Below are 24,004 nucleotides of genomic sequence, written 5' to 3' on the forward strand. Positions count from 1 at the left end.
GATGTATATGTTTGCAATCGGCGCATTATTAGCTAAAATTAAATAATTAGTGAATGGAAAGGATGTGCACTTGTGGATAACGTACAACCAGAGGGCAAAAAGCAGATTGCCTTGAATATTGTGAATGCCAAGAGTAAGCATAAAGGCTTCGGGGCAGGCTCCATTGATCTGGGTAATGTATCGCCTGTTATTATTGATCAAGGTATCGCCGTTATCGATATCGGTGCCATGCATGCCAAGAGCAAAGTGGAGAAGGGGATTAAGTTCTCCGTGAACCGTGAGGATGTACCGGAAGGAAGACAGGTCTGGGTGGTCTGGGTCGCTGTGGACCGTACACCGGAGGGCCAGTTCTACGGCGGAATTACCGCCTGTGAGATGTGGATCGATTCCGAAGCCCGCCGGGGCTGGAAGATTCTTGCCGATCATGTCAATAAGCTGGATGCTGCCCTGAAACGGAAGATTATTGTGGAGGGACTTGGGTCTATGGAGCGGGAAGCGCTGAAATCACTGCTGATTGCCCATAATGAAGAGTGGTGGGCCGCTTCACCTGACGAGCTGAAAGCGGCATTGTCGGAGTAGTAAGCTGAACGAACATGTATATCGAAAAACAAGGCTTGGCTCTCTGTTAGCAGAGGGCCAAGCCTTATGTATAAGATGATGGATATGCGCTGCTACGGAGTCACTCTGCCGGCAGTATTTAGCTTGCGCTTCAACTGGCTTACTCTGGCCTGGCTGATTCCGAGCACCTCGGCAAGCTCCTTCTGGTTGGCATAGGGGTGGTCTTCCATCGCCTTCTCCAGACGCTGGCTCATTTCCTCCGTCTTCGTTCTCCGTCCACTGCGGACAGGTTCGGCAATCTCCTCTGCAGGGCCTGAGGAGATTGTGATCTCTTCAGATCCGCGCCCGGGGTCGCTCAGCTCTTTGAGGCAGGTATTGCAAATGAATTGATCTTTATAATAGGTTACATGATCAAGGCTTCTGCAAAAAGTGCATTCTGTGGAGGTGTACTTTCTGAGGACGATAATTTCCTCATTCAGAATAAAAAACTCGATGGGATCCCCAATGTCAATATTTCGTGTCATGCGGATTTCTACGGGAACCACAATTCTACCAAGACTGTCTAAACTCCGGATCATGCCTGTATCTTTCATTCCATGTCCCTCATTTACATCTTTATATTTTTTGTGGATATCTCTGATTATAGCAGTAATTGTAAGTTTAGAGAACGGGGAAAGCGCATACAAATTATGTTGTTTCTTGTCGCTTATACGGGAAATAGCCCGTTTTACTGCGCAGGAGAGGGTCCGGGGCAAAAAAACATATAAAACCTCTCCCTTCGGGAAATCCCAAGGGAGAGGTTTATTAGGGTTCTCTATTTTTTACCCAAATTAGCACAGTCGAAACAGCGGGATGAAACTATCTTCAGGTGAGGATAACCGGCTGCGCATCCGTGCTGCTGACCGAGACATAGGGATTGCCCCGAAGATAGAAACGCCAAGGCTTCAGCGCGTATTCTTCTGCATAGGGAATATTGATGCGCGGAGCCTGGACAATATCCAGAGATTCCGGGGCTTCACCTTGCTCCAGCCAAATCGGTCCCCCGCGGAGATCAAGCCTGGCCATGTTGAGGCTTTTGTCTATCCTCAGTGCCCGGCACAGCTTGCCCGGGCCGCCGGACAGATCCGAAGGCTTGCGGACAGCCATTCCCCGGTATGCAGCCATGAGCTCCGCGTCCCTGGCGGTAAACGGCTCCACTGCACGGATCAGGACCGCATGCGGTTCGTCTTCAGCAGCGGTAACCACATTGAAGCAATAGTGCATCCCGTAGATCAGGTATACATACGTAGCGCCTCCGGAGCTGAACATTGCTTCTGTACGGGTTGTCCGCCGCCCTCCGTAGGCATGACTCCCCTTGTCTTCAGCGCCGCCGTAGCCTTCAGTCTCCACAATACGGCAGCGGATATCACCGTTATCGGTGCGCCGGACGAGATGCTGGCCCAGGAGGCGCGGAGCTGCATCTACTGCCGCAAGCGCATAGAGTTCAGGCGGCAGCAGCCGCTGCGGGGCGGAATGGTCTGGTCCGACTGAAGAATTCAGCTTCATGAATGGTTGACACCTTCCTGCGGCGGACTAACGCTTACGAGAGCGCCTTGCCGGGCTCATCCCATCGTAACGCAAGTCTCCGGCGGCAGCAATGCCGGATCAGTTCATCCACCAGCGTTTGATATCATTCCATAGCGAATGTTCCTCCTTGACAGGCTCGGCAATCTCAGAGTTGCTCCCATCCGGGGAAGCATCGGAGTCGCCGGCGGCATGCTGGTCGCAGTACTCAGTAGGCTCAGTGCCGCTGATGAAGGTTGTAAGCTCCTTCTCCGGACAGGCTGCTGTAGCCAGCTTGCCGGACTGCGGATTGATATACACGCTGACCACGCCATCAGGAATCGGGAAAATCTTCGGCGGTACATTCTCCAGCGCTTTTTCCGTAAACTGCGCAAAGATAGGCGCTGCACGTCTTCCATCAGCGGTGGCAATGTCCCGGCCCTTGTCGTAACCTACCCAGACCGCAGTGGAGAGCTCAGGAGTGAAGCCCACCATCCAGCCGTCTGTATCGGTAGTGCCTGTTTTGCCGGCGACCGGGCGTTTAATCATCGAAGCTACGCGGTTCCCCGTTCCTCCGCTCTCAAATACGCCTTCCATCAGCCGGGTCAGCACATAAGCGGCTGCCGGTTCTACCACAGACTGCCCTTGAGGCTGCGGAGCTTCATATAGAAGGTGTCCGCCCGCATCTGTAATTTTCAGAATTGCGGTAACAGGCTGTTTGACTCCGCCATTGCCGATAACTGCGAAGGCGGAAGCCATCTCCAGCGGACTGACAGGGGAAGTGCCGAGCGCCAGAGACGGGACACTTTGCAGCGGGCTGTTGATTCCCATAGCGGCGGCCATAGCGGCCACCTTATCCGCGCCAATCTTCATAATTGTATTTACGGCATAAATATTGTCGGAAGCGGCAATCGCCTGCTTCATGTTGATCTCGCCAAGATACTTATCGCCGAAGTTGCGGGGCTGATAGGTTTTGCGGTTGTTGTCATAGTGGAACAGTGTCGGCTGGCTGTTGAAGACAGACAACCCGGTCATCTCCTTGGAAGACAGCGCGGATAAATACATAATAGGTTTAAAAGAAGAACCGGGCTGGCGTGTGGTGGCCAGGGCATGATTAAATGCGCTCGAACGGTAATTGGTCCCTCCGACCATGGCCTTCACATAGCCGGTACGGGGGTCAATGGATACCAAGGCGGTTTCCAGCTCGCTGTTATGGTCCATTCCCTGATCCACGGCCTCTTCCGCAGCCCGCTGCATATCCGGATCAAGTGTCGTGTAGACATTCAGTCCGCCCTGATCCAGTTCGTCGCTGCTGATATGCAGACTGTCTATAACGAGGCTGCGCACATAATCGCGGAAATAAGGAGCGGCTACAGTAGTATCCTTCTGCCCCTGCGGCTTGAAGGTCAGCTTCTCCATGGCTGCGGCCTCCGCCTGCGATTCCGTGATATCCCCTACATCGACCATGGCTGCCAGAATGATACCCTGCCGCTTAACAGCACTATCCAGGTGCGTGTAGGGCGAGTAATAGGTGGGGCCTTTGGGAACTCCAGCCAGCAGGGCACTCTCCGCCAGATCCAGGTCAGCGGCCGGTTTGCCGAAGTACATTTGGGCAGCTGCTTCAATACCATAGGCACCATGACCATAATAGATTTCATTTAGATACATATTCAGAATCTCGTCTTTGCTGTATTTCATCTCCAGCTGAAGGGTGTAGAGAGCCTCCTTGCTCTTGCGGGTCCAAGTTTTCTCATGGGTCAGGTACAAATTACGCGCAAGCTGCTGGGTTAGTGTACTGGCCCCTTGCGTACGCCCTCCTGCCTGCAGGTTGGCGAGCACCGCTCTGCCCATTCCTTTGAGGTCAAAGCCGGCATGACTATAGAACTTACGGTCCTCTACAGCCAGAGTGGCCTTGATGAGCAGCGGGGAGATTTGTTTAAGTTCCACAGGATCACGGCTGCGCCCGTCAGTAGTGAAGGTGGTCAGTACATTGCCCCTGGAGTCAAGCAGTCTGGAGCGGATATCATCCCCTAGAGGAGGGAGCGGTTTCTGATATAGGAACCCAAGCAGGACTCCGGCGCCCGCCAGGAACAGCAGGGCAGAGAAGAGCATCAGCCGGAAGAGCCGGCGGAGGCGGCGTTTCGGGACTTTGGGTGCAGTAGAATCGCGCGGCATAATATCAGGCTCCTTCTATTTCATGCAGAAACGGCCCGGTTGCCCTTGATAGGTAAGGCGAAGGCGTCTCTGCTGGTATTCTCCATTATGGGGAAGGAATAGAAGAGATATTCATGCGGCGGTACGCAGCATCTCCATCCTGTGTGATTTTGTGGTCTGTTATGGTAAAATTTTAGTTACTTTATGAATGCACGCCATATCACGTATAGGAGGATTGCCGCCATGGCTATTCGCGTATCCGCTGTACAATATCATTTGCATACCATTTCCTCCTTCGCGGAGTTTGCCGCCCGGTGCGAGCACTATATAAAGACTGCCGGGGAGTACGGGGCTGAATTCATCCTGTTCCCCGAGTTTCTGACGACGCAGCTGATGTCTATAGGCAATGAACAGGGAGAAGCGCTCGGTATAGAGGATCTGCCGCAGTTCACAGAACGTTACCGGGAGATGTTCTCCGGATATGCCAGGAAATATGCTGTACATATTATCGGGGGCACCCATGTGCTGCGCCGGAACGGTAAGCTCTATAATGTAGCCCATCTATTTTATCCGGACGGAAGAATTGCCGAGCAGGCCAAGCTTCATATCACACCGGCTGAGGTAGACGGCTGGAATATGGGCGCGGGTGAAGGACTGGAGGTATTCCAGACAGACAGAGGAACCATTGCCATGCTAACCTGCTATGATATCGAATTTCCGGAGATTGTGCGCATGGCCCGGGCCAAAGGTGCGGATGTAATCTTCTGCCCTTCCTGTACAGATGACCGTCATGGCTTCCACCGGGTGAGGTATACCAGCCATGCCCGTGCCATTGAGAATCAGGTATACGTTGTACTGACAGGTACTGTGGGCTCGCTGCCTACCGTGGATCTGATGCGGGCCAATTTTGGGCAAGCGGCAGTCATTACACCTAATGATATTCCATTCCCTCCGCAGGGCCTGCTGGCCGAGGGTGAAATAGGCGGCGATATGATCATCACGGCCGATCTGGATTTGGAGCTGCTGTACCGCGTCCGTGAGCACGGATCTGTAACTACGTGGCGCGACCGCCGGACGGATCTGTACACGGACTGGACGTAAGGAGGAAGAAAGGGAATGTATTACAAGAGCTTTTACGCTTTTGACGGTAAAATGCCGGTGCCAGCGGTAATCCGCAGCTATACGGAAGCCGATTTCGCGGAACTGGTCACGATTCAGTCCGAAGCCTTTCCGCCGCCCTATCCTGCAGAGCTGTGGTGGAACCGGGAACAGCTGCTGAATCATGTAACGCTTTTCCCGGAAGGGGCACTATGTGCAGAGGTAGACGGAGAACTGGCCGGTTCGGTAACTGGACTCAAAATCCATTATGATCCGGAGACACCGGCCCTTCATCATACCTGGTCGGAAGTTACGGATGACGGATATCTCACTACGCATCAGCCGGACGGGAACACGCTATATATTGCCGATCTGTGTGTCCGCCCCAAATACCGCAAGCTTGGACTGGGAAAGGAGCTGGTACAGGCGTTGTATCATGCTGTAGTGGAGCAGAAGCTGGAACGGCTGCTGGGGGCCGGGCGTATGCCGGGCTATCATCTAATGGCCGCACGGATGCCGGCGGAAGCGTATCTGGCCGGAGTAGTGGCCGGTACCTGGTCTGATCCGGTCATTACTTTTCTGCTGCGCTGCGGGCGTGTACCGGTCGGCGTTGTAGCGGATTATCTGGAAGATGAGGAATCGGGAAATTACGCAGCGCTTATGGAATGGCGGAATCCTTTTCTATAAGCTTCTCTAAAAGTAACTACAACCGGTATTGGAGGAGAGCCCTTACTATGGAATATAGAAGAATTACAAATTTAACCGATCCTTTATTCAGACAAGTACATCAGCTGCTGTCCGAAGTATTTCCACCCGAGGAGGTGCTGGAATACAGCTTATGGAAGGAACCCTTGGAGGATCCCGGCATTCGTGTATTCGCCGCAGTGCATGAAGGTACAGTTGTCGGCACCACGGAATACCGTTACTATGCGGACTGGAATGTGGCGATGACCGATTTCACTATTATTGGCCGGGAGGGGCTGGGCGTAGGCCGCTTTCTGGCACAGCGCCGGCTGAAGGATCTGCGGAAGCTGGCGGCTGACAATGGCCGGGAGCTGTTCGGAATGTTCGCCGAGATTTATGATCCTTACCGGGTCGAGCATGACTTCGGGGGAATTAAGCCCATGGACCCGTTTGTGCGCCGCGAGGTGCTGTCGCATCTGGGGTATAAGCGGATCGATTACCCGTATGTTCATCCTTCCTGGCAGGGTGACGGGGAGGCGGTATCCGGTCTGGATCTATGTTTTATGCCCGGAAATGAAGAGCTGGAGGAGATCCGGGCGCCGCTCGTTGCTGATTTTTTGACCCGTTATTACGCAGTGCTGGAAGATAAGCCGGAGGCGTGGACCTCCATGGTGGAGCAGCTTAGAAGCAGAGAGCGCTTGGCGCTGCTGCCGCTGTAATTATTTTGCCGGCGAAAAAGCCATTGAACTACTCTTCCGGATCAGGATATAGTGTACAATGGGAAAGCGAATATGGCCTTAATGAATATTAGTATGAATAAGTGAGGAACGTGTAATGACTGAAGGACAGCAAGGCAAATATGCCGTTAGCGTAACGCTGGAAAGCGTGCAGGGCAGTGAGCGGAATGTGGTGCAAAGCGTTGGGGAAGCCATTATGAAAGGGCAATTCCTGTATATCCGCTATGAAGAAACGCAGCCAGGCCCTCAGGGCGGTGAGGTTTCTGTGCGCAACACCCTGAAGATTTCGGACAGTGGAATCAAGCTAATCCGCCATGGCGGTGTCCAGTCGGAGCAATCCTTTGAGCCGGGCCAGCGTCTGCCGGGGTTCTACCGCTCGCCTTATACACAGTTTAATCTCATCACCGATACCCGGAAGCTCGATATCAAACGCGCCGGAAGGAAGCTTGCGGTTACATGGGAGTACGACTTGTACGTTTATGATGAGTTATCAGGACAGTTCGCTATAAGTTTGAATATACAGGAGGAACCACAATCATGACACAAAGTTTAAATCCGCTTCAGCTTGCCAATGAACGGGTGAAAGAGGCTATTGCCGAGGCTATCGTAGCTGCCGGTCTGGTGTCCCGGGAAGAGCTTCCGGCTATCGTGCTGGAAGTACCTAAAGACAAGGCACATGGAGATATGGCTACCAATGCCGCTATGCAGCTTACCAAAATGGCCAAACGCAATCCGCGGCAAATCGCTGAGGCCATTATCGAGCATCTGGATACCGGCAGCGCTTCTATTGAGAAGGCGGAAATTGCCGGTCCGGGGTTTATCAACTTCACGCTGTCCAAAAGCTATCTGTATCCTGTCATCGCACTCGTTGCCGAGCAGGGTGATGATTATGGCCGTGTAGAGATCGGTAAAGGGCAGAAGGTGGAAGTGGAATTTGTCAGCGCGAATCCTACAGGCAGCCTGCACTTAGGGCATGCCCGCGGAGCTGCTGTCGGGGATGCGCTCTGCAACGTGCTGGATTACGCCGGTTACAAGGTAACGCGCGAGTACTATATTAACGATGCCGGTAACCAGGTCGCCAATCTGTGTAAATCGATCGAGACCCGTTACCTGCAGGAGCTGGGCCAGCCGGCTGAGATGCCGGAGGACGGCTATCACGGCGAAGATATCAAAGGCTTCGCCAAAGAGCTTGTTGCCGAGAAGGGCGACTCCCTGCTTGCAATGACCCCGGGCGACCGCGCTGCGTTCTTCCGCACCTACGGTCTTGCCAAGGAACTGGACAAAATCAAACGCGACCTCAGCCGTTTCCGGGTTAACTTCGATATCTGGTTCAGCGAAACCTCCCTGTACGAGAACGGTGAAGTGCTGCGTTCGCTTGACGAGCTCCGGGAACGCGGTGAAGTGTATGAAGAAGAAGGCGCCACCTGGCTGCAGACCACCAAATACGGTGACGACAAAGACCGGGTGCTGATTAAGAATGACGGTACATACACGTACCTCACACCGGATATTGCCTACCATAGTGACAAGTACGGCCGCGGCTATGACAAAATGATCAACATCTGGGGAGCTGACCACCACGGCTACATCCCGCGGATGAAGGCTGCTATGTCGGCTCTGGGCAATGATCCCGAGAAGCTGGTCGTGCTGATTGCCCAAATGGTCAGCCTGTTCCAGAATGGCGAGAAGGTCAAAATGTCTAAGCGTACCGGCAAGGCCGTTACGATGGAAGACCTGATGGAAGAAGTTGGCCTGGACGCCATCCGTTACTTCTTCACGATGCGCAGTATGGATTCTCATCTGGACTTTGACATGGATCTGGCGATTTCGACATCGAATGAGAATCCGGTATTTTATGTTCAGTACGCACATGCGCGCATTTGCAGCATCTTCCGCCAGGCGGAAGAACAGGGCATTGTGCTGCCGGATACTGGAAACATTGATTACAGCAAGCTGACCGCTGTTCATGAATACGACCTGCTCCGCAAAATCGGTGAGCTGCCGGCGGAAATTACGATTGCTGCCGAAGGTTATGCACCGCACCGCCTGGTCCGTTACGTGTATGATCTGGCTTCGCTGTTCCACAGCTACTACAAGGCAGAGCGTGTAATCACAGAGGACGCCGCTCAGACCGTAGCCCGTCTTGCCCTGCTGGGCGCGGCGCGGACGACGATTGCCAACGTCCTGCGTCTGGTTGGTGTTACCGCACCGGACCGGATGTAACCACAGCATGATGCAAAGCGCCGCCCCCGGTAACAGGGGCGGCGCTTTTTAGCATAGGCTTGCTGGCTGAGGCGGCAGCACCGCCGCATGTTAAGCCTTCGCCGCTGCTGCGGCTTTGGCGGTGCTGCTGCCGCTGCTGCGCCGCGCACGGGCGCCTGCGCGCAGCAGGCGCAGCGCATCGGCCGCGCCGCCGCCCAGGGAGGCGCGGCGCTGGCCCTTGCGCAGCCGCACCGGCGAGGCTGTGCGGCGCAGGAGCAGCTTCAGCTCGCGGGGCGACAGCCCCGGCCGCAGCGCGAGCAGAAGGGCCGCGGCACCGGTGACATGCGATGTCGCCATAGAGGTGCCGCTCATTTCTTTATACCCCTCCCGCAGCCAGCAGGAGGGGATGCCCTCGCCCGGACCGTATACGTCGATATACGGTCCGCGGTTGCTGAAGGCGGCGACGCGCTGCCTTCTGTCAAGGGCGCCTACGGCAATAGTCTCCGGATAGCGCGCGGGGTAATCCCCGCCGCGCTTGCCGTCGTTGCCGCTGGAGGCGATGATGGCAATCCCGGCCCGGTAGGCCTTGATCACCACATCATGCAGGGCTTTGCTTCTGTTTTTCATCCCGAAGCTCATATTAATGATATCGATCTTGTTCTGCACGCACCAATCGATGCCCAGGACAATATCAGACACATAGGCGGAGCCGCTGTGGTCAAAAGCCTTGACCGGATAGATCAGCGCCCTGGGGGCTACGCCCATCATGCCGCGCGTTCCTCCGGCTGCAGCCAGGGTGCCGGCAATATGTGTGCCATGGCCATTGTCATCCAGCGGCATCATGCCGCGGTTCAGCAGATTGACCCCGGAAGCGAGGGAATGCTTCAGATCGGGATGGCGGAAGTCCACGCCCGTATCGATGACGCCGATTTTCACATGGACGCCCGTAGATTTAGACCAGGCCTGCGGGGCATGAATCGACTTGACCCCCCAGGGCATCATGGCAGAACCGCTTTTATCCGGTGACAAGGAGTGAACCTGAATCCGGTGATCTTCTTCTATACATAAGGAATCAGCATAACGGTCCATCAGCTTCCCTGCTCCGGCGGCGGGCACGAAGAAAGCCCGGATCAGCGTAGATACCTGAACCTGCCGCAGCCCCGGCGTTTTGGTCTTAAGTGATTTCCACTGGGATAGCGCTGCGGCATACATGCGGGGATCATTGAAGGTCACAATACGCCGCTGGGCATTTGTGGGGGCAGCCTTAATCTCTTCAAGCAGCATCTGCCAAAATCCGTAATAATCCATAAGTTACGCCGTCCCCTCCTCGGTGCCGTGCTGCCATATAGTATGAAAAGAGGCAGACGTCCGAATGGGAACTTGCCCTTTTTTGGTGAAATGGGCTGCCCATCGTGTCAAAAGGCGGAGGAGTACATAAAATGAACAGAAGGGAACCGCAAGACCCCTTTGCAACATCCCGTAAGGAGCCGATCCTTGGCGCGGATACAGTCATGTGCGGAGGGTTTCCCTCCGCCTTTTTAAATTTAGGGGAATCTTTTGGGTTACATAGAAGTTGCGGATAATCAACCCTACTGCGATTTCCCGCAGAAGCAGGTGTATTAGACTTGCAATTTGCCCGCAAATAGGTTTTACTTAGGTTTGTTAATGGATATCATGAATTAAGCATGATTTGTAATGTGAACAATGCGTGAGAGGAAGTGTCCTTTAGTGAGTACGCCACTCAATTTAAAGCTGGACCCTGAGAAAGTTAAAGAAATACCGATGGTCGACCTGGCTTTCCTGGTGCTCAAGGCAGCCAATACGCCTTACTACTACCGTGATCTGATGGTCGAGGTAGCCAAGCTGCGCGGGATGACCGATCAAGAGAGCCAAGATACTATTGCCCAGTTATATACCGAGATTAACATTGACGGGCGTTTTGCCTGTGTCGGAACCAACCTTTGGGGCCTGAAACGCTGGTACCCGCTGGAACGCTCCGATGATCCTGTCGGCAACACCAAACGCGTACGTATCATCAACGATGAGGACGACGATTTGGAAGATGACGACTTTGCTGAAGAAGAAGAGAATTACGCTGCGGAGGAAGAGGATTTCGATGCGATTGATGAAGATCGTGACGACCTCTATTCTGACGACGACAGCGAAGAGGAAGTTGACGAAGATGTTGTCATTGATGAAGATGACATTGACGAAGACGAAGCGGATGAGGAAGATTCCGAAGACGGCGATGAAGACGAAGCCGATGATGAGGAAGAGGACGATAAATTTTAGAATAGTCTTTCCGGCGGTGTAATTCGTCCCTTGACAGGGGCAGGACCGTCAGAGTAAACTATTGCATGGGCTTATAATGAAAGTTAATATGTTTTCTAAAATAAAAAGTGCCCCGGGTCTACGGGTGTCACTTTTTTGTTTTTTTAAAAGATAAGAATTAATCGGCTTCACGCAATAAACGCTCCTTATCTTTCTCGCTGAAACGGTACCGTCCTTTAAAAGGGACGGCAAATCCGTTTCTACTTGAATGCCAAAAAACTGCACTTTTGCTGGCTTTAGGTTTTGGCGGGTGGAAGCAACTTATGGGTTCCCCGGTTTGATGATGGAAAAAAGGGTTACGATAAACAACAAGCGTCCCCTGAATTTCTGGACTTTATTTAGGAGGGTTTTACAGTGACAAAGTATATTTTTGTAACGGGTGGCGTTGTGTCTTCCCTTGGCAAAGGCATCACCGCCGCTTCGCTGGGCAGGCTGCTCAAGAACAGAGGTCTGAAAGTAACGATCCAGAAATTCGATCCTTACATTAACGTAGACCCTGGAACTATGAGTCCTTATCAGCACGGGGAAGTGTTTGTAACCGATGATGGTGCGGAGACTGACCTGGACCTTGGGCATTATGAACGGTTTATTGATATCAATTTGTCGAAGAACAGCAACGTAACCACAGGTAAAATTTATTCCTCGGTTATCAGCAAAGAGCGCCGCGGGGAGTATTTGGGCGGCACCGTTCAGGTTATCCCGCACATTACGAATGAAATCAAGGAACGGGTATTCCGCGCGGGCCGTGAGACCGGTTCGGATGTGGTCATTACGGAGATTGGCGGTACTGTAGGGGACATCGAGAGCTTGCCGTTCATGGAAGCGATCCGCCAGATCAAGAGTGACATCGGCCGTGAGAATGTAATGTACATTCATGTTACCCTGATTCCTTACATCAAGGCTGCAGGCGAAGTGAAGACGAAGCCGACACAGCATAGTGTAAAAGAGCTGCGCAGCATCGGAATTCAGCCGAATGTGATCGTGTGCCGTACGGAGTATCCTTTGACTGATGATATGAAGGCCAAGCTTGCTTTGTTCTGTGACATTGATGCGAATGCCGTGGTGGAATGCCGCGACGCATCAACCCTGTATGAAGTTCCGCTTAATTTGCGCGATGAAGGCTTGGATGAGATTGTAGTCAACCACCTGAAGCTGACTACTCCTGCACCGGATATGCGTGAATGGGAGAGTATGCTGGAGCGGATCCAGAAGCTGGAACGCACCGTTGAAATTGCCATTGTCGGTAAGTACGTAGCGCTTCATGATGCTTATTTAAGTGTTGTAGAGTCACTCTCACATGCCGGATTTGCCTCCAATGCCGAAGTGAAACTCCGGTGGGTGGATGCAGAGCTGGTTACGGATGAGAATGTGGACGAGCTGCTGGGCGGCATCGGCGGCATTCTGGTTCCGGGGGGCTTCGGTGACCGCGGGATCGAAGGCAAGATTTCGGCTATCCGCTATGCGCGTGAGCAGTCTATTCCGTTCTTCGGGATCTGCCTGGGTATGCAGGTGTCTGTGATTGAGTACGGCCGTTCTGTGCTCGGAATGACAGGTGCGAACAGCTCCGAGATCGATCCGGCTACCGCGTACCCGCTGATCGACCTCTTGCCTGAACAGAAGGATATTGAGGATATGGGCGGCACCATGCGCCTTGGACTGTATCCTTGTAAGCTTTCCCCTGGTTCACTGGCAATGTCCTGCTATGATGATGAACTGGTCTATGAACGTCACCGTCACCGGTATGAGTTCAATAACGCTTACCGCGATGAGATGGAGAAGGCAGGTCTGGTCTTTTCCGGAACCTCCCCTGACGGACGTCTGGTTGAGATCGTTGAGCTGCCGGGTCACCCATGGTTCCTGTCCGTGCAATTCCATCCGGAATTCACTTCACGTCCGAACCGTCCGCAGCCGCTGTTCCGTGAATTTGTCAAAGCTTCGCTTACCCATTCCGAACAGCTGTAATAAATATCTTCAAGGCCTTCCGGGCCTGCTGGAGCCTCCTAACGGGGGCTTTCTTTATTGAAGACAAAGGAAATATACATTTTACACTTCACTTTATTCTTATATTTCTCTTGGTATTAGTTCTCATTTATGATATCTCCCAAATTACAAGGGGACTGTACTACCGATTTTTAACTGGGAATACACCTTTATATGGCATAGATTTACGCATTTTAACCAATTAGCAGGATTTTGGCTACAAAGCACGAATAATAGGTTTCGTATAGACTAAGTTGAAGCGGGGCCGTTAGCTGTGAGAGGGCGCGGTATAGACAATCTGCCTTAAATTCTGGGAGGGTATCGTATGGAAAAAAAGAAAGTACTAATTGTCGATGATCAGAATGGAATCCGGATTCTCCTCATGGAAGTGTTTAATAGTGAAGGTTATGCCACCTTTCAGGCAGCTAACGGAAAATTGGCACTGGAGATCGTCAAGAACGAATCGCCGGATATGGTTCTGCTCGATATGAAAATCCCGGGGATGGACGGACTGGAGATCCTCAAGCATTTGAAGGAGCTGAACCCGGCGATTAAAGTCATTATGATGACGGCTTACGGAGAACTGGACATGATCAAGGAAGCGACCAAGCTGGGAGCCCTGATGCATTTCACCAAGCCGTTTGATATCGATGAGATGCGGGTTGCCGTTAATATGCATCTGTACAATAAGTCGGTTGATCAATGCAGCTAGCTTAGAAATGTACAGTTTGGGTAAGTCCTGTTACGGATACGCTAATGAGGGAAAGTCGCACAGGAATATGGGCTGGCTGAATATCGTCCCACCGGGACATTTTTTTGTGTATCCTATTTAGTATTTGACACAGGATGTGCTATAATAGGCCTGTATGTGATGTCGGCTTATATAAGCAACTCAAACATTTTAGGAGGATTGAAACCATGCCATTAGTATCTATGACAGACATGTTAACCAAAGCACTTGAAGGAAAATATGCAGTTGGCCAGTTCAACATCAATAACCTGGAGTGGACTCAAGCGATTCTTGGTGCAGCAGAAGAAGAGAAATCACCAGTAATCCTTGGCGTATCCGAAGGTGCAGCTCGTCACATGGGCGGCTTCTACACTGTAGTTAAGATGGTTGAAGGTCTTATTCATGACATGAAGATCACTGTTCCAGTTGCTATCCACCTGGACCACGGTTCAAGCTTTGACAAATGTAAGGATGCAATCGATGCCGGATTTACTTCCGTAATGATCGACGGCTCCCACCACCCAATCGATGAGAACATTGAAATGACCAAGAAGGTCGTTGAATATGCTCATGCTAAAGGTGTTTCTGTAGAAGCTGAAGTTGGTACTGTAGGCGGACAGGAAGATGACGTTATCGGCGGCATCCAATACGCTGACCTTAACGAATGCGTACGCATTGTTAAAGAAACCGGCATCGACACTTTGGCTCCGGCACTGGGTTCCGTACATGGTCCTTACCTGGGCGAACCGAACCTTGGATTCAAGGAAATGGAAGAAATTCGTGATGCGGTTAACCTTCCGCTCGTACTTCATGGCGGTACTGGTATTCCTGTACATGACATTCAGAAGTCCATCTCCCTGGGTACTTCCAAGATCAACGTAAACACTGAGAACCAAATCGCGTTTGCCAAAGTAGTCCGCGAAGTTCTGGCTGCTAAACCGGATGCTTACGATCCGCGTACATTCATCGCACCAGGTCGCGAAGCCATCAAACAAACCGTTATTGGCAAAATCCGTGAATTCGGATCCAGCAACAAAGCGTAATTTAACTCTGCCGCGTAACGGGACAGGTTATTTTCTGCTGTTCCGCATGCATATCTTTATCAGAAGAGTGCACCGCATAGCCGGTGTCTTTCCGGTAAAGCCATTTCAGATTTCCTCAGAAACGGGTGCCGTCCTTAAGTTAGGGCGGCGCAGCCGTTTCTTCTTCTAATCACCATGCCACCACAAGCCACAGCTGGTATTGCCAGAACAAGCCGCAATACACGTAGGGGGAACCAGATAAATTTATGGAAAAATTAATGATTGGCGGCGGACGTCCGCTAGAGGGCGTTGTAACCATCAGTGGAGCAAAGAATAGCGCAATTGCGCTTATTCCAGCGGCGATTTTGGCGGAATCTGAAGTTGTGCTGGATAACCTGCCTGCTCTTAGTGATGTGGCCGTTTACTCCGAAATTCTGGAGGAGCTGGGCGCGAGTGTATCGTGGACCGGCAGCCAGATGAGAATTAATCCCTCCCGTATCGTATCCATTCCCATGCCTAACGGACCGGTCAAGAAACTCCGGGCTTCTTATTATATGATGGGTGCGCTTCTCGGCAGATTTAAAGAGGCGACGATTGGTCTTCCCGGCGGCTGTAATTTTGAGCCGCGTCCGATTGACCAGCATATCAAAGGCTTTGAGGCGCTTGGTGCGACTGTAACCAACGATCATGGCTCTATTCACTTGTATGCCAAAGAACTGCGTGGTGCCAAGATTTATCTGGATGTATCCAGCGTTGGAGCCACAATAAATATTATGCTGGCGGCCTCACGTGCCAAAGGCTCTACAATTATTGAAAATGCGGCTAAAGAGCCTGAGATTATAGATGTAGCTACCCTATTAAACTCTATGGGCGCAGTTATTAAAGGCGCCGGTACAGAAACGATCCGGATTGAAGGCGTAACTGAAATGCATGGTTGCCGCCATTCCATCATTCCAGACCGAATTCAAGCGGGAACATATATGATTGCCGCTGCGGCAACGCGTGGCAATGTGCTGATAGATAACGTGATTCCCAAGCATCTGGAGGCGCTGACTGCCAAGCTGCTGGAGATGGGAGTAGATATAGAAGAGCTGGATGAGAGTATCCGGGTCATCGGCAGATCCAAATATCAGCATGCTGATGTCAAAGCGTTGATATACCCCGGCTTCGCCACCGATTTGCAATCTCCGATGACAAGTATGCTAACTCAAGCGGAAGGCGTTAGTGTCTTGAGCGATTTCGTATACAGCAACCGGTTCAAGCATGTCCCTGAATTAGTCCGTATGGGCGCCAAGATTCGCGTTGAAGGGCGTTCTGCAATTATTGAGGGCGGCAAGCTCAATGCCGCGAAGGTGAAGGCTGCCGATTTACGGGCAGGGGCGGCTCTGGTCATTGCCGGACTGACCGTTGAGGAAGGGATCACCGAAGTGACAGGCGTGGAGTATATAGACCGCGGTTATGATAACCTCGTAAGCAACCTGCGCAATCTAGGTGCCGAAGTCTGGCGCGAGAACGAATAAGTATGTGCCCGGAACGAGAGGAAGGAGCGAAATTTGCCTACAAACTGCATATCTCCTTCCAATTCGGGTAATCCTATCCTAATAAGCGTTTTCATAGACTCATATTTTGCCCGGCAGAGAACGCCGGAAGAACTCATTATAAAAATTGAATAGGTGGTTATTACACATGGATCTTCAAATTTCCGATCTGGAAGAAATGAAGCTGACCGATCTGTATAAGCTGGCTAAGAAATACCAGATTCCTTATTACGGAACGCTCAAGAAGCGGGAGCTGATCTTCGCGATTCTCCGGGCGCAGGCTGAGCAGAGCGGTCTTATGTTTATGGAAGGCGTGCTAGAGATCCTGCCGGAAGGCTACGGTTTCCTTAGACCGATTAACTACTTGCCGAGTGCGGAGGATATTTATATCTCTGCTTCGCAGATCCGTAAGTTTGATCTTAGAAGCGGCGACCTTGTATCCGGGAAATGCCGGACACCCAAAGAGAATGAACGTTATTTCGGATTGCTTCAAGTCAATGCCGTCAATGGTGAGAATCCTGCAACTGCAGCTGAACGATTACATTTTCCGGCGCTTACACCTCTATATCCGCAAGTCAAGCTGCCGCTTGAAACCTCCTCTGCCCATTTATCTACCCGTATAATGGATTTGCTTGCTCCTGTAGGTTTAGGACAGCGCGGTTTGATTGTAGCACCTCCCAAAGCAGGAAAGACGCTCCTCCTGAAAGAAATTGCCAACAGTATCTCCATTAATAATCCCGAGATTGCACTGTTCGTCCTGCTGATTGATGAACGCCCTGAGGAAGTAACGGATATGCAGCGTTCTGTTAAAGGGGAGGTAGTCGCCTCAACATTTGATGAACTGCCGGAGAACCATATCAAAGTGGCTGAGCTTGTGTTACAGCGGGCGCTTCGTCTGGTCGAGCACAAGAAAGATGTCGTTATTCTGCTGGACAGCATTACCCGGCTGGCCCGTGCCTACAATCTCGTGGTTCCGCCATCCGGCCGGACACTGAGCGGAGGGATTGATCCCGCAGCCTTCCATCGCCCTAAGCGCTTCTTCGGTTCCGCGCGGAACGTAGAAGAAGGAGGAAGCCTGACCATACTGGCAACAGCGCTGATTGATACCGGATCACGCATGGACGATATTATTTACGAAGAATTCAAAGGCACAGGGAACATGGAGCTTCACCTGGACCGCAAGCTGGCCGAACGCCGTATCTTCCCGGCCATCGATATCCGCCGTTCGGGTACACGCCGCGAGGAAGTATTGCTTAGCAAGGAAGAACTGGATACCATCTGGTCAATCCGTAAAAATATGAATGAATCCTACGACTTTGTAGAAGGATTCCTGAAGAAACTGCGTGACACCAAGACGAATGCTGAGTTCCTGGCCTCTTTTGATGTAGCCGGCAACAAGGATTCCTCGTCAGCAAACAGTACCGCCAGCAAAGGCGGAACATCGAACAGCGGTTCGTCAGCCCGACGTACCACGCGGCCTAAGACACCTTCTGTGCCTACAACCTGAGAATTGATAACAAGAGGAGACTAACATGTATTTGGTATATGCCGACGGGCAAGGAAACGTATATGATCATCCCGAGCTGTACGGACTGGCCCGCAGCGGGGATATGATTGTTGAGATACTGGAGGAAGAATTGATCCCGCTGCCTGAAGGCGCTACTCTGGTAGGGCTGCCTAATACGCGGGCAATCGGGATGGATCCCGGGACAGGTGAAATGCTGCCGTTGCCTTTAGGCTCACAGGCTGTTGGAGCGCTATTGCCGCAGGGCTTTACCCGTCTGTGCCTTCCCGGCTATGTCAAGACAGATAAGACGTATAAGCTTCCACTCTTCGGTTATTCCGCTGTAGTATGGAAGGATGGCGGATTCTACGTAGCGGCGGATCCTACAGATGATACGGATCAGTGGAATCCTTTGAATTGTGACCGCGGGGATGTAGAGATTGGCGTCAGTGATTTGACCGCAAAGTACCCGGAGAACCGTCTCTATAATCATCTGTCCAACTGCGCACTGGAATACGAGTGCCTGACCTCGTCCAATACCTTCTTGGGCCGCTGGGAGGGTGCCGTTCCAGTGTCCTACTCGTGCAATGCCGGCTGCTTTGGTTGTATCTCCGAACAGCCGGATGACAGCGGATTTGTATCGCCGCAGACGCGGATGAACTTCCGGCCTACAGTGAGTGAAGTTTCACAAGTCATGCTGGAGCACCTTAAGACGCCGGAGTCGATTGTAAGCTTTGGGCAGGGCTGTGAAGGCGAACCTTCTACCCAGGCGAAGATAATCATTGAGTCCATCCGTGAAGTACGCTCTATTACAGATATGGGTTATATCAATATCAATACGAACGCAGGATTAAGCGATCATATCCGCGGCATTGTGGATGCTGGTCTTGACCTTATGCGGGTCAGCACAATCAGTGCGCTGGATGATCACTATAATGCATACTACAAGCCGCGCGGCTATACGCTGGCTAATGTAGAGAAGTCCCTGAAATATGCAGCTTCACAGGGTGTATATACTTCCATTAACTATCTGATTTTTCCGGGTGTCACGGACCGCGAGGAAGAGATTGAGGCGATGGTTGAGTTCGTCAGACGTACAGACATTAAGCTAATTCAGATGCGGAATCTTAATATTGACCCGGAGAGCTATCTGGAGCTGATTCCTCCGGCTCAAGGTGAGATTCTCGGAATGAAGACGATGCTGGAGATCTTCCGCGAGGAGCTTCCGGATGTTGTGATCGGCTCCTTCACCCATGTTCCGCCTGCCGAACTGGCCCGTGCGAAGCAGCGCAGAGTGCACCAATAACCGCAGGATTGAGTCTTCCCAAACCTCTTGCAGCGCCCTGGGCTTCCATGCTAGAATGTAGCTTGCGTAATCATATAACTCTAAGTCCGCATGAGGCTTAGGGCGTGAGAGGTGAATATTCAAATGCAAACAGCAATTCAACCCAAGTACAATGTAACTAAGGTAACCTGTGCCTGCGGCAACTCCTTTGAAGCTGGCTCTGCCAAGGAAGAGCTGCGCGTCGAAATTTGCTCCAGCTGCCATCCTTTCTTCACCGGCAAGCAGAAGTTCCTGGATGCCGGCGGCCGCGTGGATAAGTTTAAGAAGAAATACGGCATCTAATTGGTTTTCCATTTTAATGTTAGTTGATTTTTGCCCGGCTGTAAGCTATACTTATCTTCGCCGTGCTAGACGGGGAGGTAGCGGTGCCCTGTAACTCGCAATCCGCTGTAGCGAGGTTGAATTCCTGTTAGAGGTGCTGTCGATGTGAGGCCTTGGTTCCTATGGGCTGTGTTGACGGTTGGGTCCTCCGCAATGAGTGCTTATGAACCTGGTCAGGTCCGGAAGGAAGCAGCCATAAGTGAGTTTACTCTTGTGCCGGAGGGTGGCCTAGCCCGAGCAGTTTTGTAGGGTTGCCGCTTGGATCGCAGTCATCAATAACGGGTGCACGGTTTAAATACTATTATGTAGCGTCTTTGCCACAAGCGAAGATGCTTTTTGTTTTTTGAAAGATAAGAAATATATGCTTTATCATACTTTATATCCTAATACTTCCCACTGATGCGGTTACCTGAGAGCGATACGTAGTATCGCTGTATCGGAAGCATAGTCCTCGTTAGAGGATGGCGAAAGCGCTTCTGCTTGGTCAAAGACTGGGGAATATAGTATAATAAATTAGCGACAAATGCCGGAAAGCGGCAGCCTGAGAGAGGGTAATGCATAGTGGAACATATCGCGCTGTACCGTGCTTGGCGGCCGCAGTCGTTTCAGGATATGGTAGGGCAGCAGCATATTATCCAGACGCTGCAGAATGCGATCCGTGAACAGCGGGTATCGCATGCGTATCTGTTCAGCGGCCCGCGGGGGACCGGTAAGACGAGCGCGGCCAAGGTGCTGGCCAAAGCGGTCAATTGCGAGCGGGGCCCGGGTCCGGAGCCGTGCAATGAATGTCCGTCTTGTCTGCGGATCACAGCGGGCAACGTAATGGATGTCCAGGAGATTGATGCGGCCTCCAACCGGGGTGTTGAAGAGATTCGCGATCTGCGGGATAAGGTGAAATATGCACCTACCGAAGTACGCCGTAAAGTGTATATTATTGATGAGGTGCATATGCTGACAACAGAAGCATTCAATGCCCTGCTTAAGACGCTGGAAGAACCGCCGCCGCATGTCATGTTTATTCTTGCTACGACAGAGCCGCACAAACTGCCGGCTACGATCATTTCACGCTGCCAGCGGTTTGACTTCCGCCGGGTTTCTCTGGAGGAGCAGACTGGCCGGCTGAGAGAGATATGCCAGAAGGAAGGCATTACGGCAGATGCGGACGCACTCCAGTACATCGCCCGTCTGTCCGACGGAGGGATGCGTGATGCGCTGAGCATACTTGATCAGATCTCGTCTTTCACAGACGGGAATGTGACGTATCAGCAGGTGCTGGGCATGACCGGAGGAATTCCATCCGAACAGTTTGCCCGTCTGGCTACAGCCATTTTGGAGAGTGATATGGGGCTGCTGCTGGAGCTTGTCGAGCAGTTGATGCACGAGGGCAAAAGTGCCGACAAATGTCTGGAGAATCTTTTGTATTATTTCCGTGATTTACTTATGATCAAGATGGTGCCGGGGGCAGACCAGTTGACCGACCGTGTACTGAATCCGGCGGAATTCCGTGATATGGCAGCAGCCTTTACCCGTGACCGGCTATTCCTGATTGTGGAGACCCTAAGCCGATATCTGGGTGAGATGAAATATGCCACTCATCCGCAGACTTTATTTGAAGTAGCGCTGATGAAGCTGTGCAGTACCCAGCAGGAGGCTCCTTCAGCGGGTGCCCCGTCCTTGAGTGCTGTATCGCCGGAAGCGGGAAGAAGTTCTTCACCAGTGGATTCGGGGGAACTGGATGTACTCAAACGGCAGATTGCCGCGCTGGAGAAGAAGCTTGAGCAGGCAATCCAATCCGGAGGTGTGGCCGGCGGGCGTGAGCAGGCTGCCCCGCAGAGAGCGGCCGCCCCGCCAAGCGCTCCAAGAGTATCCTCTGCAGGCAAGCTTCCGCCGCAGCTCGATAAGTTCATTGCGGGTAAAGACAGCGCTGACTTTGGCAATGTGTATAAGCAGTGGAGCCAGGTTCTGCAGGGCGTGAAGGAAGAGAAAGTAACTGTGCATGCGTGGTTTGTAGATGGAGAGCCAGTGGCAGTTATGGAAGATGCAGTGCTGGTCGCCTTCAAGAATACAATTCACCGGGATACGACTGAGAAGCCGGCCAACCGCCAGGTCATCGAGAACGTGATGTCTGCTAAGCTGGGTAAGCCATACCGGCTGGTGACGATGCTGCTGCGTGACTGGAATGAGGCTGCAACCAAGTCGGCTTCCAAGGCCAGTACAGAAGAACTGCATCTGGAGCATGAGCACGAGACTATAGAAGCCAAACCCGAACCATGGATTGACGAGGCGATCCAGCTCTTTGGAGAAGACCTTGTTGTCATAAAGGAATAGAGCCTCAAGCATACTAGCGCAGATAACGCGCATCCCAAAGGAGAGACGATGTATGAATAATATGAACCAAATGATGAAGCAGGTTAAAAAAATGCAGGAGCAGATGCTCAAAGCCCAGGAAGAACTAGGCGGTAAGACCATTGAAGGCTCATCCGGCGGCGGCGTGGTTACCGTTCAGGTGAACGGCCACAAAAAACTGCTGTCTATTCAGATTAAACCGGAGGTTGTTGATCCGGAAGATATCGAAATGCTGCAGGATCTGGTGATCACTGCTGTTAATGATGCTCTTACCCAGGCTGAAGAGTTGGCTAACAACGATATGGGTAAATTCACCGGCGGAATGAAGATCCCTGGCTTATTCTAGGCTTACTCCACTCCCGACCAAAGGAGAACCATTACTTTGTATTATCCAGAACCGCTAGCCAAGCTGATAGAAGCTTTTACACGTTTACCCGGGATTGGCCCGAAGACAGCGGCCCGGCTGGCCTTTCATGTGCTTAACATGAAGGAGGATGAGGTGATTGATTTCGCCAAAGCTCTGGTCAGTGTCAAACGGAACCTTCATTATTGCTCGGTCTGCTGTAATATTACCGATACTGACCCGTGCAGGATCTGTCAGGACAAAACCCGCGATGCCTCGGTAATCTGTGTGGTTCAGGACTCCAAGGATCTGGTAGCCATAGAGAGAACCAAAGAGTTTGACGGTTACTATCATGTGCTGCAGGGTGCCATCTCGCCTATGGAGGGCATCGGACCTGATGATATACGGCTGAAGGAGCTGCTGACCAGACTCAGTGATGAGCGGGTGAAGGAGCTGATTATGGCGACCAATCCCAACATTGAGGGCGAGGCCACGGCTATGTATATCTCCCGTCTAGTCCGTCCGTTCGAGATCAAGATCACGAGAATCGCCCATGGCTTGCCTGTAGGCGGCGATCTTGAGTATGCGGATGAGGTAACCCTGTCGAAGGCGCTGGAAGGCCGTCGTGAGCTGTTCTGAGTGTTCTGACATTGAATTGTATTTGAAGAGGCCCTTGGGGGCCTCTTTTTTATTAGGTATAGACTCCAGGGGGACGGCCAGCATTCAACAAAAGAGCACTGACTCATGGTTCTAAGTTTGTCCCTATTCCGATATGTATGAGATTAACGGGTGTGCGGCCCCGGCTGCGCCAGTAATCAATCATAGGAGGGGATTGCAATGGGATGGTGGAACACGAAATGGCTGGGCAGAGATGCAGAAGGGGCGAATAATGCCCATATAGAAGATGAGTGGGGTACGGTGTACCATGAGGTCCGCAAAGCGCAGTCGGAGTGGGAACGGGCATATCTGATGTTTGATGAGGCGCTGGGTCAGGACCAGATTGATTATGCCATCTATATACTTGAGGCGGCCGAGCGTAAATACCAGATTCATCTTAAGCATGCCAAGAGACTGGGGCTGAACCGGAGCCGGCTGCCGATGTAACCGGAATAACTATTGAGGAGGATCACAATGCTAAGAACTGTTGCAATGGGTGTGCTGATTCTGTCGGGGCTCCTGCTAATTCTAATTGTATTCAGAAAAAAATTGGGGTGGGCCTGGATAAGCGTATTCGGAACTCATCTTATTCTGGCGGCAATCGGCATCTATATTGTTAACTTCTCCGGTATTCTAACGAATGTACACATCCCGCTGAATCCCACAACCATAGGCGCAGTAACGATTCTTGGGCTGCCCGGGGTACTAATGCTGCTGGGTTTAAAATTAACTTTGTTTTAGTGGTTGACGAGGGTTGTTGATTTATGATACATTAAGTCTCGGCCCTTTGAGCAAGATGTTCTCGGATAACTTGCTGAAAGCTGAAGCGAAAAAAGAAATTAAAAAAACGCTTGACTGAAACAAAGGTGCTGTGATATATTATAAAGGTCGCTGCTGAAACAAACATCGGCG

General features: G+C 51.8%; 23 protein-coding genes and 1 other RNA gene. 20 read left to right on the forward strand and 4 right to left on the reverse strand.

Going from position 1 to position 24,004, the window contains the following annotated elements; all coding sequences use genetic code 11:
- Nucleotides 1–72 precede the first annotated feature (72 nt).
- Nucleotides 73–579, forward strand: coding sequence for a YwhD family protein (locus R50912_RS00505; protein ID WP_042231499.1), 507 nt, complete (start codon nt 73–75; stop codon nt 577–579).
- A gap of 92 nt (nt 580–671) precedes the next feature.
- Here the strand turns inward: R50912_RS00505 and R50912_RS00510 are convergent, their stop codons facing one another.
- The 3 genes from R50912_RS00510 to R50912_RS00520 form a co-directional block, all read right to left on the reverse strand.
- Nucleotides 672–1,151 (reverse strand): AbrB/MazE/SpoVT family DNA-binding domain-containing protein, encoded by a 480-nt coding sequence (locus tag R50912_RS00510; protein ID WP_042231503.1) that lies wholly within the window; start codon nt 1,149–1,151, stop codon nt 672–674.
- 271 nt (nt 1,152–1,422) lie between these two features.
- On the reverse strand, nt 1,423–2,103 hold the full coding sequence (locus R50912_RS00515; RefSeq protein ID WP_042231506.1) for a DNA-3-methyladenine glycosylase: 681 nt from the start codon (nt 2,101–2,103) through the stop codon (nt 1,423–1,425).
- A 99-nt stretch (nt 2,104–2,202) separates the two neighbouring features.
- Nucleotides 2,203–4,275 carry a transglycosylase domain-containing protein gene (locus tag R50912_RS00520; protein ID WP_042231509.1) on the reverse strand — a complete coding sequence of 691 codons (2,073 nt, stop codon included), beginning with the start codon at nt 4,273–4,275 and terminating at the stop codon, nt 2,203–2,205.
- A 222-nt stretch (nt 4,276–4,497) separates the two neighbouring features.
- Between R50912_RS00520 and R50912_RS00525 the strand changes: the two genes are divergently transcribed.
- The 5 genes from R50912_RS00525 to argS all read left to right on the forward strand — a co-directional run bounded on the left by R50912_RS00525 (nt 4,498) and on the right by argS (nt 8,996).
- Nucleotides 4,498–5,355 carry a carbon-nitrogen hydrolase family protein gene (locus tag R50912_RS00525; protein ID WP_042231512.1) on the forward strand — a complete coding sequence of 286 codons (858 nt, stop codon included), beginning with the start codon at nt 4,498–4,500 and terminating at the stop codon, nt 5,353–5,355.
- A gap of 15 nt (nt 5,356–5,370) precedes the next feature.
- A complete protein-coding gene (locus tag R50912_RS00530; protein ID WP_042231516.1) occupies nt 5,371–6,039 on the forward strand; it encodes a GNAT family N-acetyltransferase in 669 nt (222 codons plus the stop codon).
- Between the two features lie 47 nt (nt 6,040–6,086).
- Nucleotides 6,087–6,755 (forward strand): hypothetical protein, encoded by a 669-nt coding sequence (locus R50912_RS00535; RefSeq protein ID WP_042231518.1) that lies wholly within the window; start codon nt 6,087–6,089, stop codon nt 6,753–6,755.
- 115 nt (nt 6,756–6,870) lie between these two features.
- Nucleotides 6,871–7,314, forward strand: a complete 444-nt coding sequence (locus R50912_RS00540; RefSeq protein ID WP_042231520.1) for a YwiB family protein — start codon at nt 6,871–6,873, stop codon at nt 7,312–7,314.
- Nucleotides 7,311–8,996, forward strand: coding sequence for an arginine--tRNA ligase (argS, locus tag R50912_RS00545; protein ID WP_042231524.1), 1,686 nt, complete (start codon nt 7,311–7,313; stop codon nt 8,994–8,996). The genes R50912_RS00540 and argS overlap by 4 nt, the downstream gene beginning before the upstream one ends.
- Before the next feature lie 90 nt (nt 8,997–9,086).
- On the opposite strand, the gene R50912_RS00550 is transcribed toward argS, so the two are convergent.
- Nucleotides 9,087–10,283, reverse strand: coding sequence for a S8 family peptidase (locus R50912_RS00550; protein WP_042231527.1), 1,197 nt, complete (start codon nt 10,281–10,283; stop codon nt 9,087–9,089).
- Nucleotides 10,284–10,703: 420 nt separating this feature from the next.
- Between R50912_RS00550 and rpoE the strand changes: the two genes are divergently transcribed.
- From rpoE to R50912_RS00615, 14 genes are all read left to right on the forward strand, one after another.
- Nucleotides 10,704–11,267 (forward strand): DNA-directed RNA polymerase subunit delta, encoded by a 564-nt coding sequence (gene rpoE, locus R50912_RS00555; protein WP_042231529.1) that lies wholly within the window; start codon nt 10,704–10,706, stop codon nt 11,265–11,267.
- 393 nt (nt 11,268–11,660) lie between these two features.
- Complete coding sequence (locus R50912_RS00560) at nt 11,661–13,268, forward strand: CTP synthase (protein WP_042231532.1); 1,608 nt, start codon at nt 11,661–11,663, stop codon at nt 13,266–13,268.
- 343 nt (nt 13,269–13,611) lie between these two features.
- Nucleotides 13,612–13,998: a response regulator gene (locus tag R50912_RS00565; RefSeq protein ID WP_039309632.1), complete on the forward strand. Its 387-nt coding sequence runs from the start codon at nt 13,612–13,614 to the stop codon at nt 13,996–13,998.
- Nucleotides 13,999–14,204: 206 nt separating this feature from the next.
- Complete coding sequence (fba, locus tag R50912_RS00570; protein ID WP_039309634.1) at nt 14,205–15,059, forward strand: class II fructose-1,6-bisphosphate aldolase; 855 nt, start codon at nt 14,205–14,207, stop codon at nt 15,057–15,059.
- Between the two features lie 245 nt (nt 15,060–15,304).
- Nucleotides 15,305–16,558 carry a UDP-N-acetylglucosamine 1-carboxyvinyltransferase gene (locus R50912_RS00575; protein ID WP_042231533.1) on the forward strand — a complete coding sequence of 418 codons (1,254 nt, stop codon included), beginning with the start codon at nt 15,305–15,307 and terminating at the stop codon, nt 16,556–16,558.
- 166 nt (nt 16,559–16,724) lie between these two features.
- Nucleotides 16,725–18,083, forward strand: a complete 1,359-nt coding sequence (rho, locus tag R50912_RS00580) for a transcription termination factor Rho (protein WP_042231535.1) — start codon at nt 16,725–16,727, stop codon at nt 18,081–18,083.
- A 25-nt stretch (nt 18,084–18,108) separates the two neighbouring features.
- A complete protein-coding gene (locus tag R50912_RS00585; RefSeq protein ID WP_042231536.1) occupies nt 18,109–19,386 on the forward strand; it encodes a radical SAM family protein in 1,278 nt (425 codons plus the stop codon).
- 123 nt (nt 19,387–19,509) lie between these two features.
- Nucleotides 19,510–19,707, forward strand: a complete 198-nt coding sequence (gene rpmE / locus R50912_RS00590; RefSeq protein WP_039309646.1) for a 50S ribosomal protein L31 — start codon at nt 19,510–19,512, stop codon at nt 19,705–19,707.
- Between the two features lie 60 nt (nt 19,708–19,767).
- Nucleotides 19,768–20,036, forward strand: an RNA gene (gene ffs, locus R50912_RS33790) — signal recognition particle sRNA large type.
- A 271-nt stretch (nt 20,037–20,307) separates the two neighbouring features.
- Nucleotides 20,308–22,074, forward strand: coding sequence for a DNA polymerase III subunit gamma/tau (gene dnaX / locus R50912_RS00595; RefSeq protein WP_042231539.1), 1,767 nt, complete (start codon nt 20,308–20,310; stop codon nt 22,072–22,074).
- Between the two features lie 52 nt (nt 22,075–22,126).
- Nucleotides 22,127–22,438, forward strand: a complete 312-nt coding sequence (locus R50912_RS00600) for a YbaB/EbfC family nucleoid-associated protein (protein WP_039309650.1) — start codon at nt 22,127–22,129, stop codon at nt 22,436–22,438.
- 36 nt (nt 22,439–22,474) lie between these two features.
- Nucleotides 22,475–23,074, forward strand: a complete 600-nt coding sequence (gene recR / locus R50912_RS00605) for a recombination mediator RecR (RefSeq protein ID WP_036698882.1) — start codon at nt 22,475–22,477, stop codon at nt 23,072–23,074.
- Nucleotides 23,075–23,272: 198 nt separating this feature from the next.
- A complete protein-coding gene (locus R50912_RS00610) occupies nt 23,273–23,539 on the forward strand; it encodes a DUF2508 family protein (protein WP_052415842.1) in 267 nt (88 codons plus the stop codon).
- Between the two features lie 27 nt (nt 23,540–23,566).
- Nucleotides 23,567–23,833: a pro-sigmaK processing inhibitor BofA family protein gene (locus tag R50912_RS00615; protein ID WP_042231541.1), complete on the forward strand. Its 267-nt coding sequence runs from the start codon at nt 23,567–23,569 to the stop codon at nt 23,831–23,833.
- The last annotated feature ends 171 nt before the right edge of the window (nt 23,834–24,004 follow it).

Origin of the sequence: Paenibacillus sp. FSL R5-0912 (assembly GCF_000758605.1) — a bacterium.
Taxonomy (GTDB): domain Bacteria; phylum Bacillota; class Bacilli; order Paenibacillales; family Paenibacillaceae; genus Paenibacillus_AQ.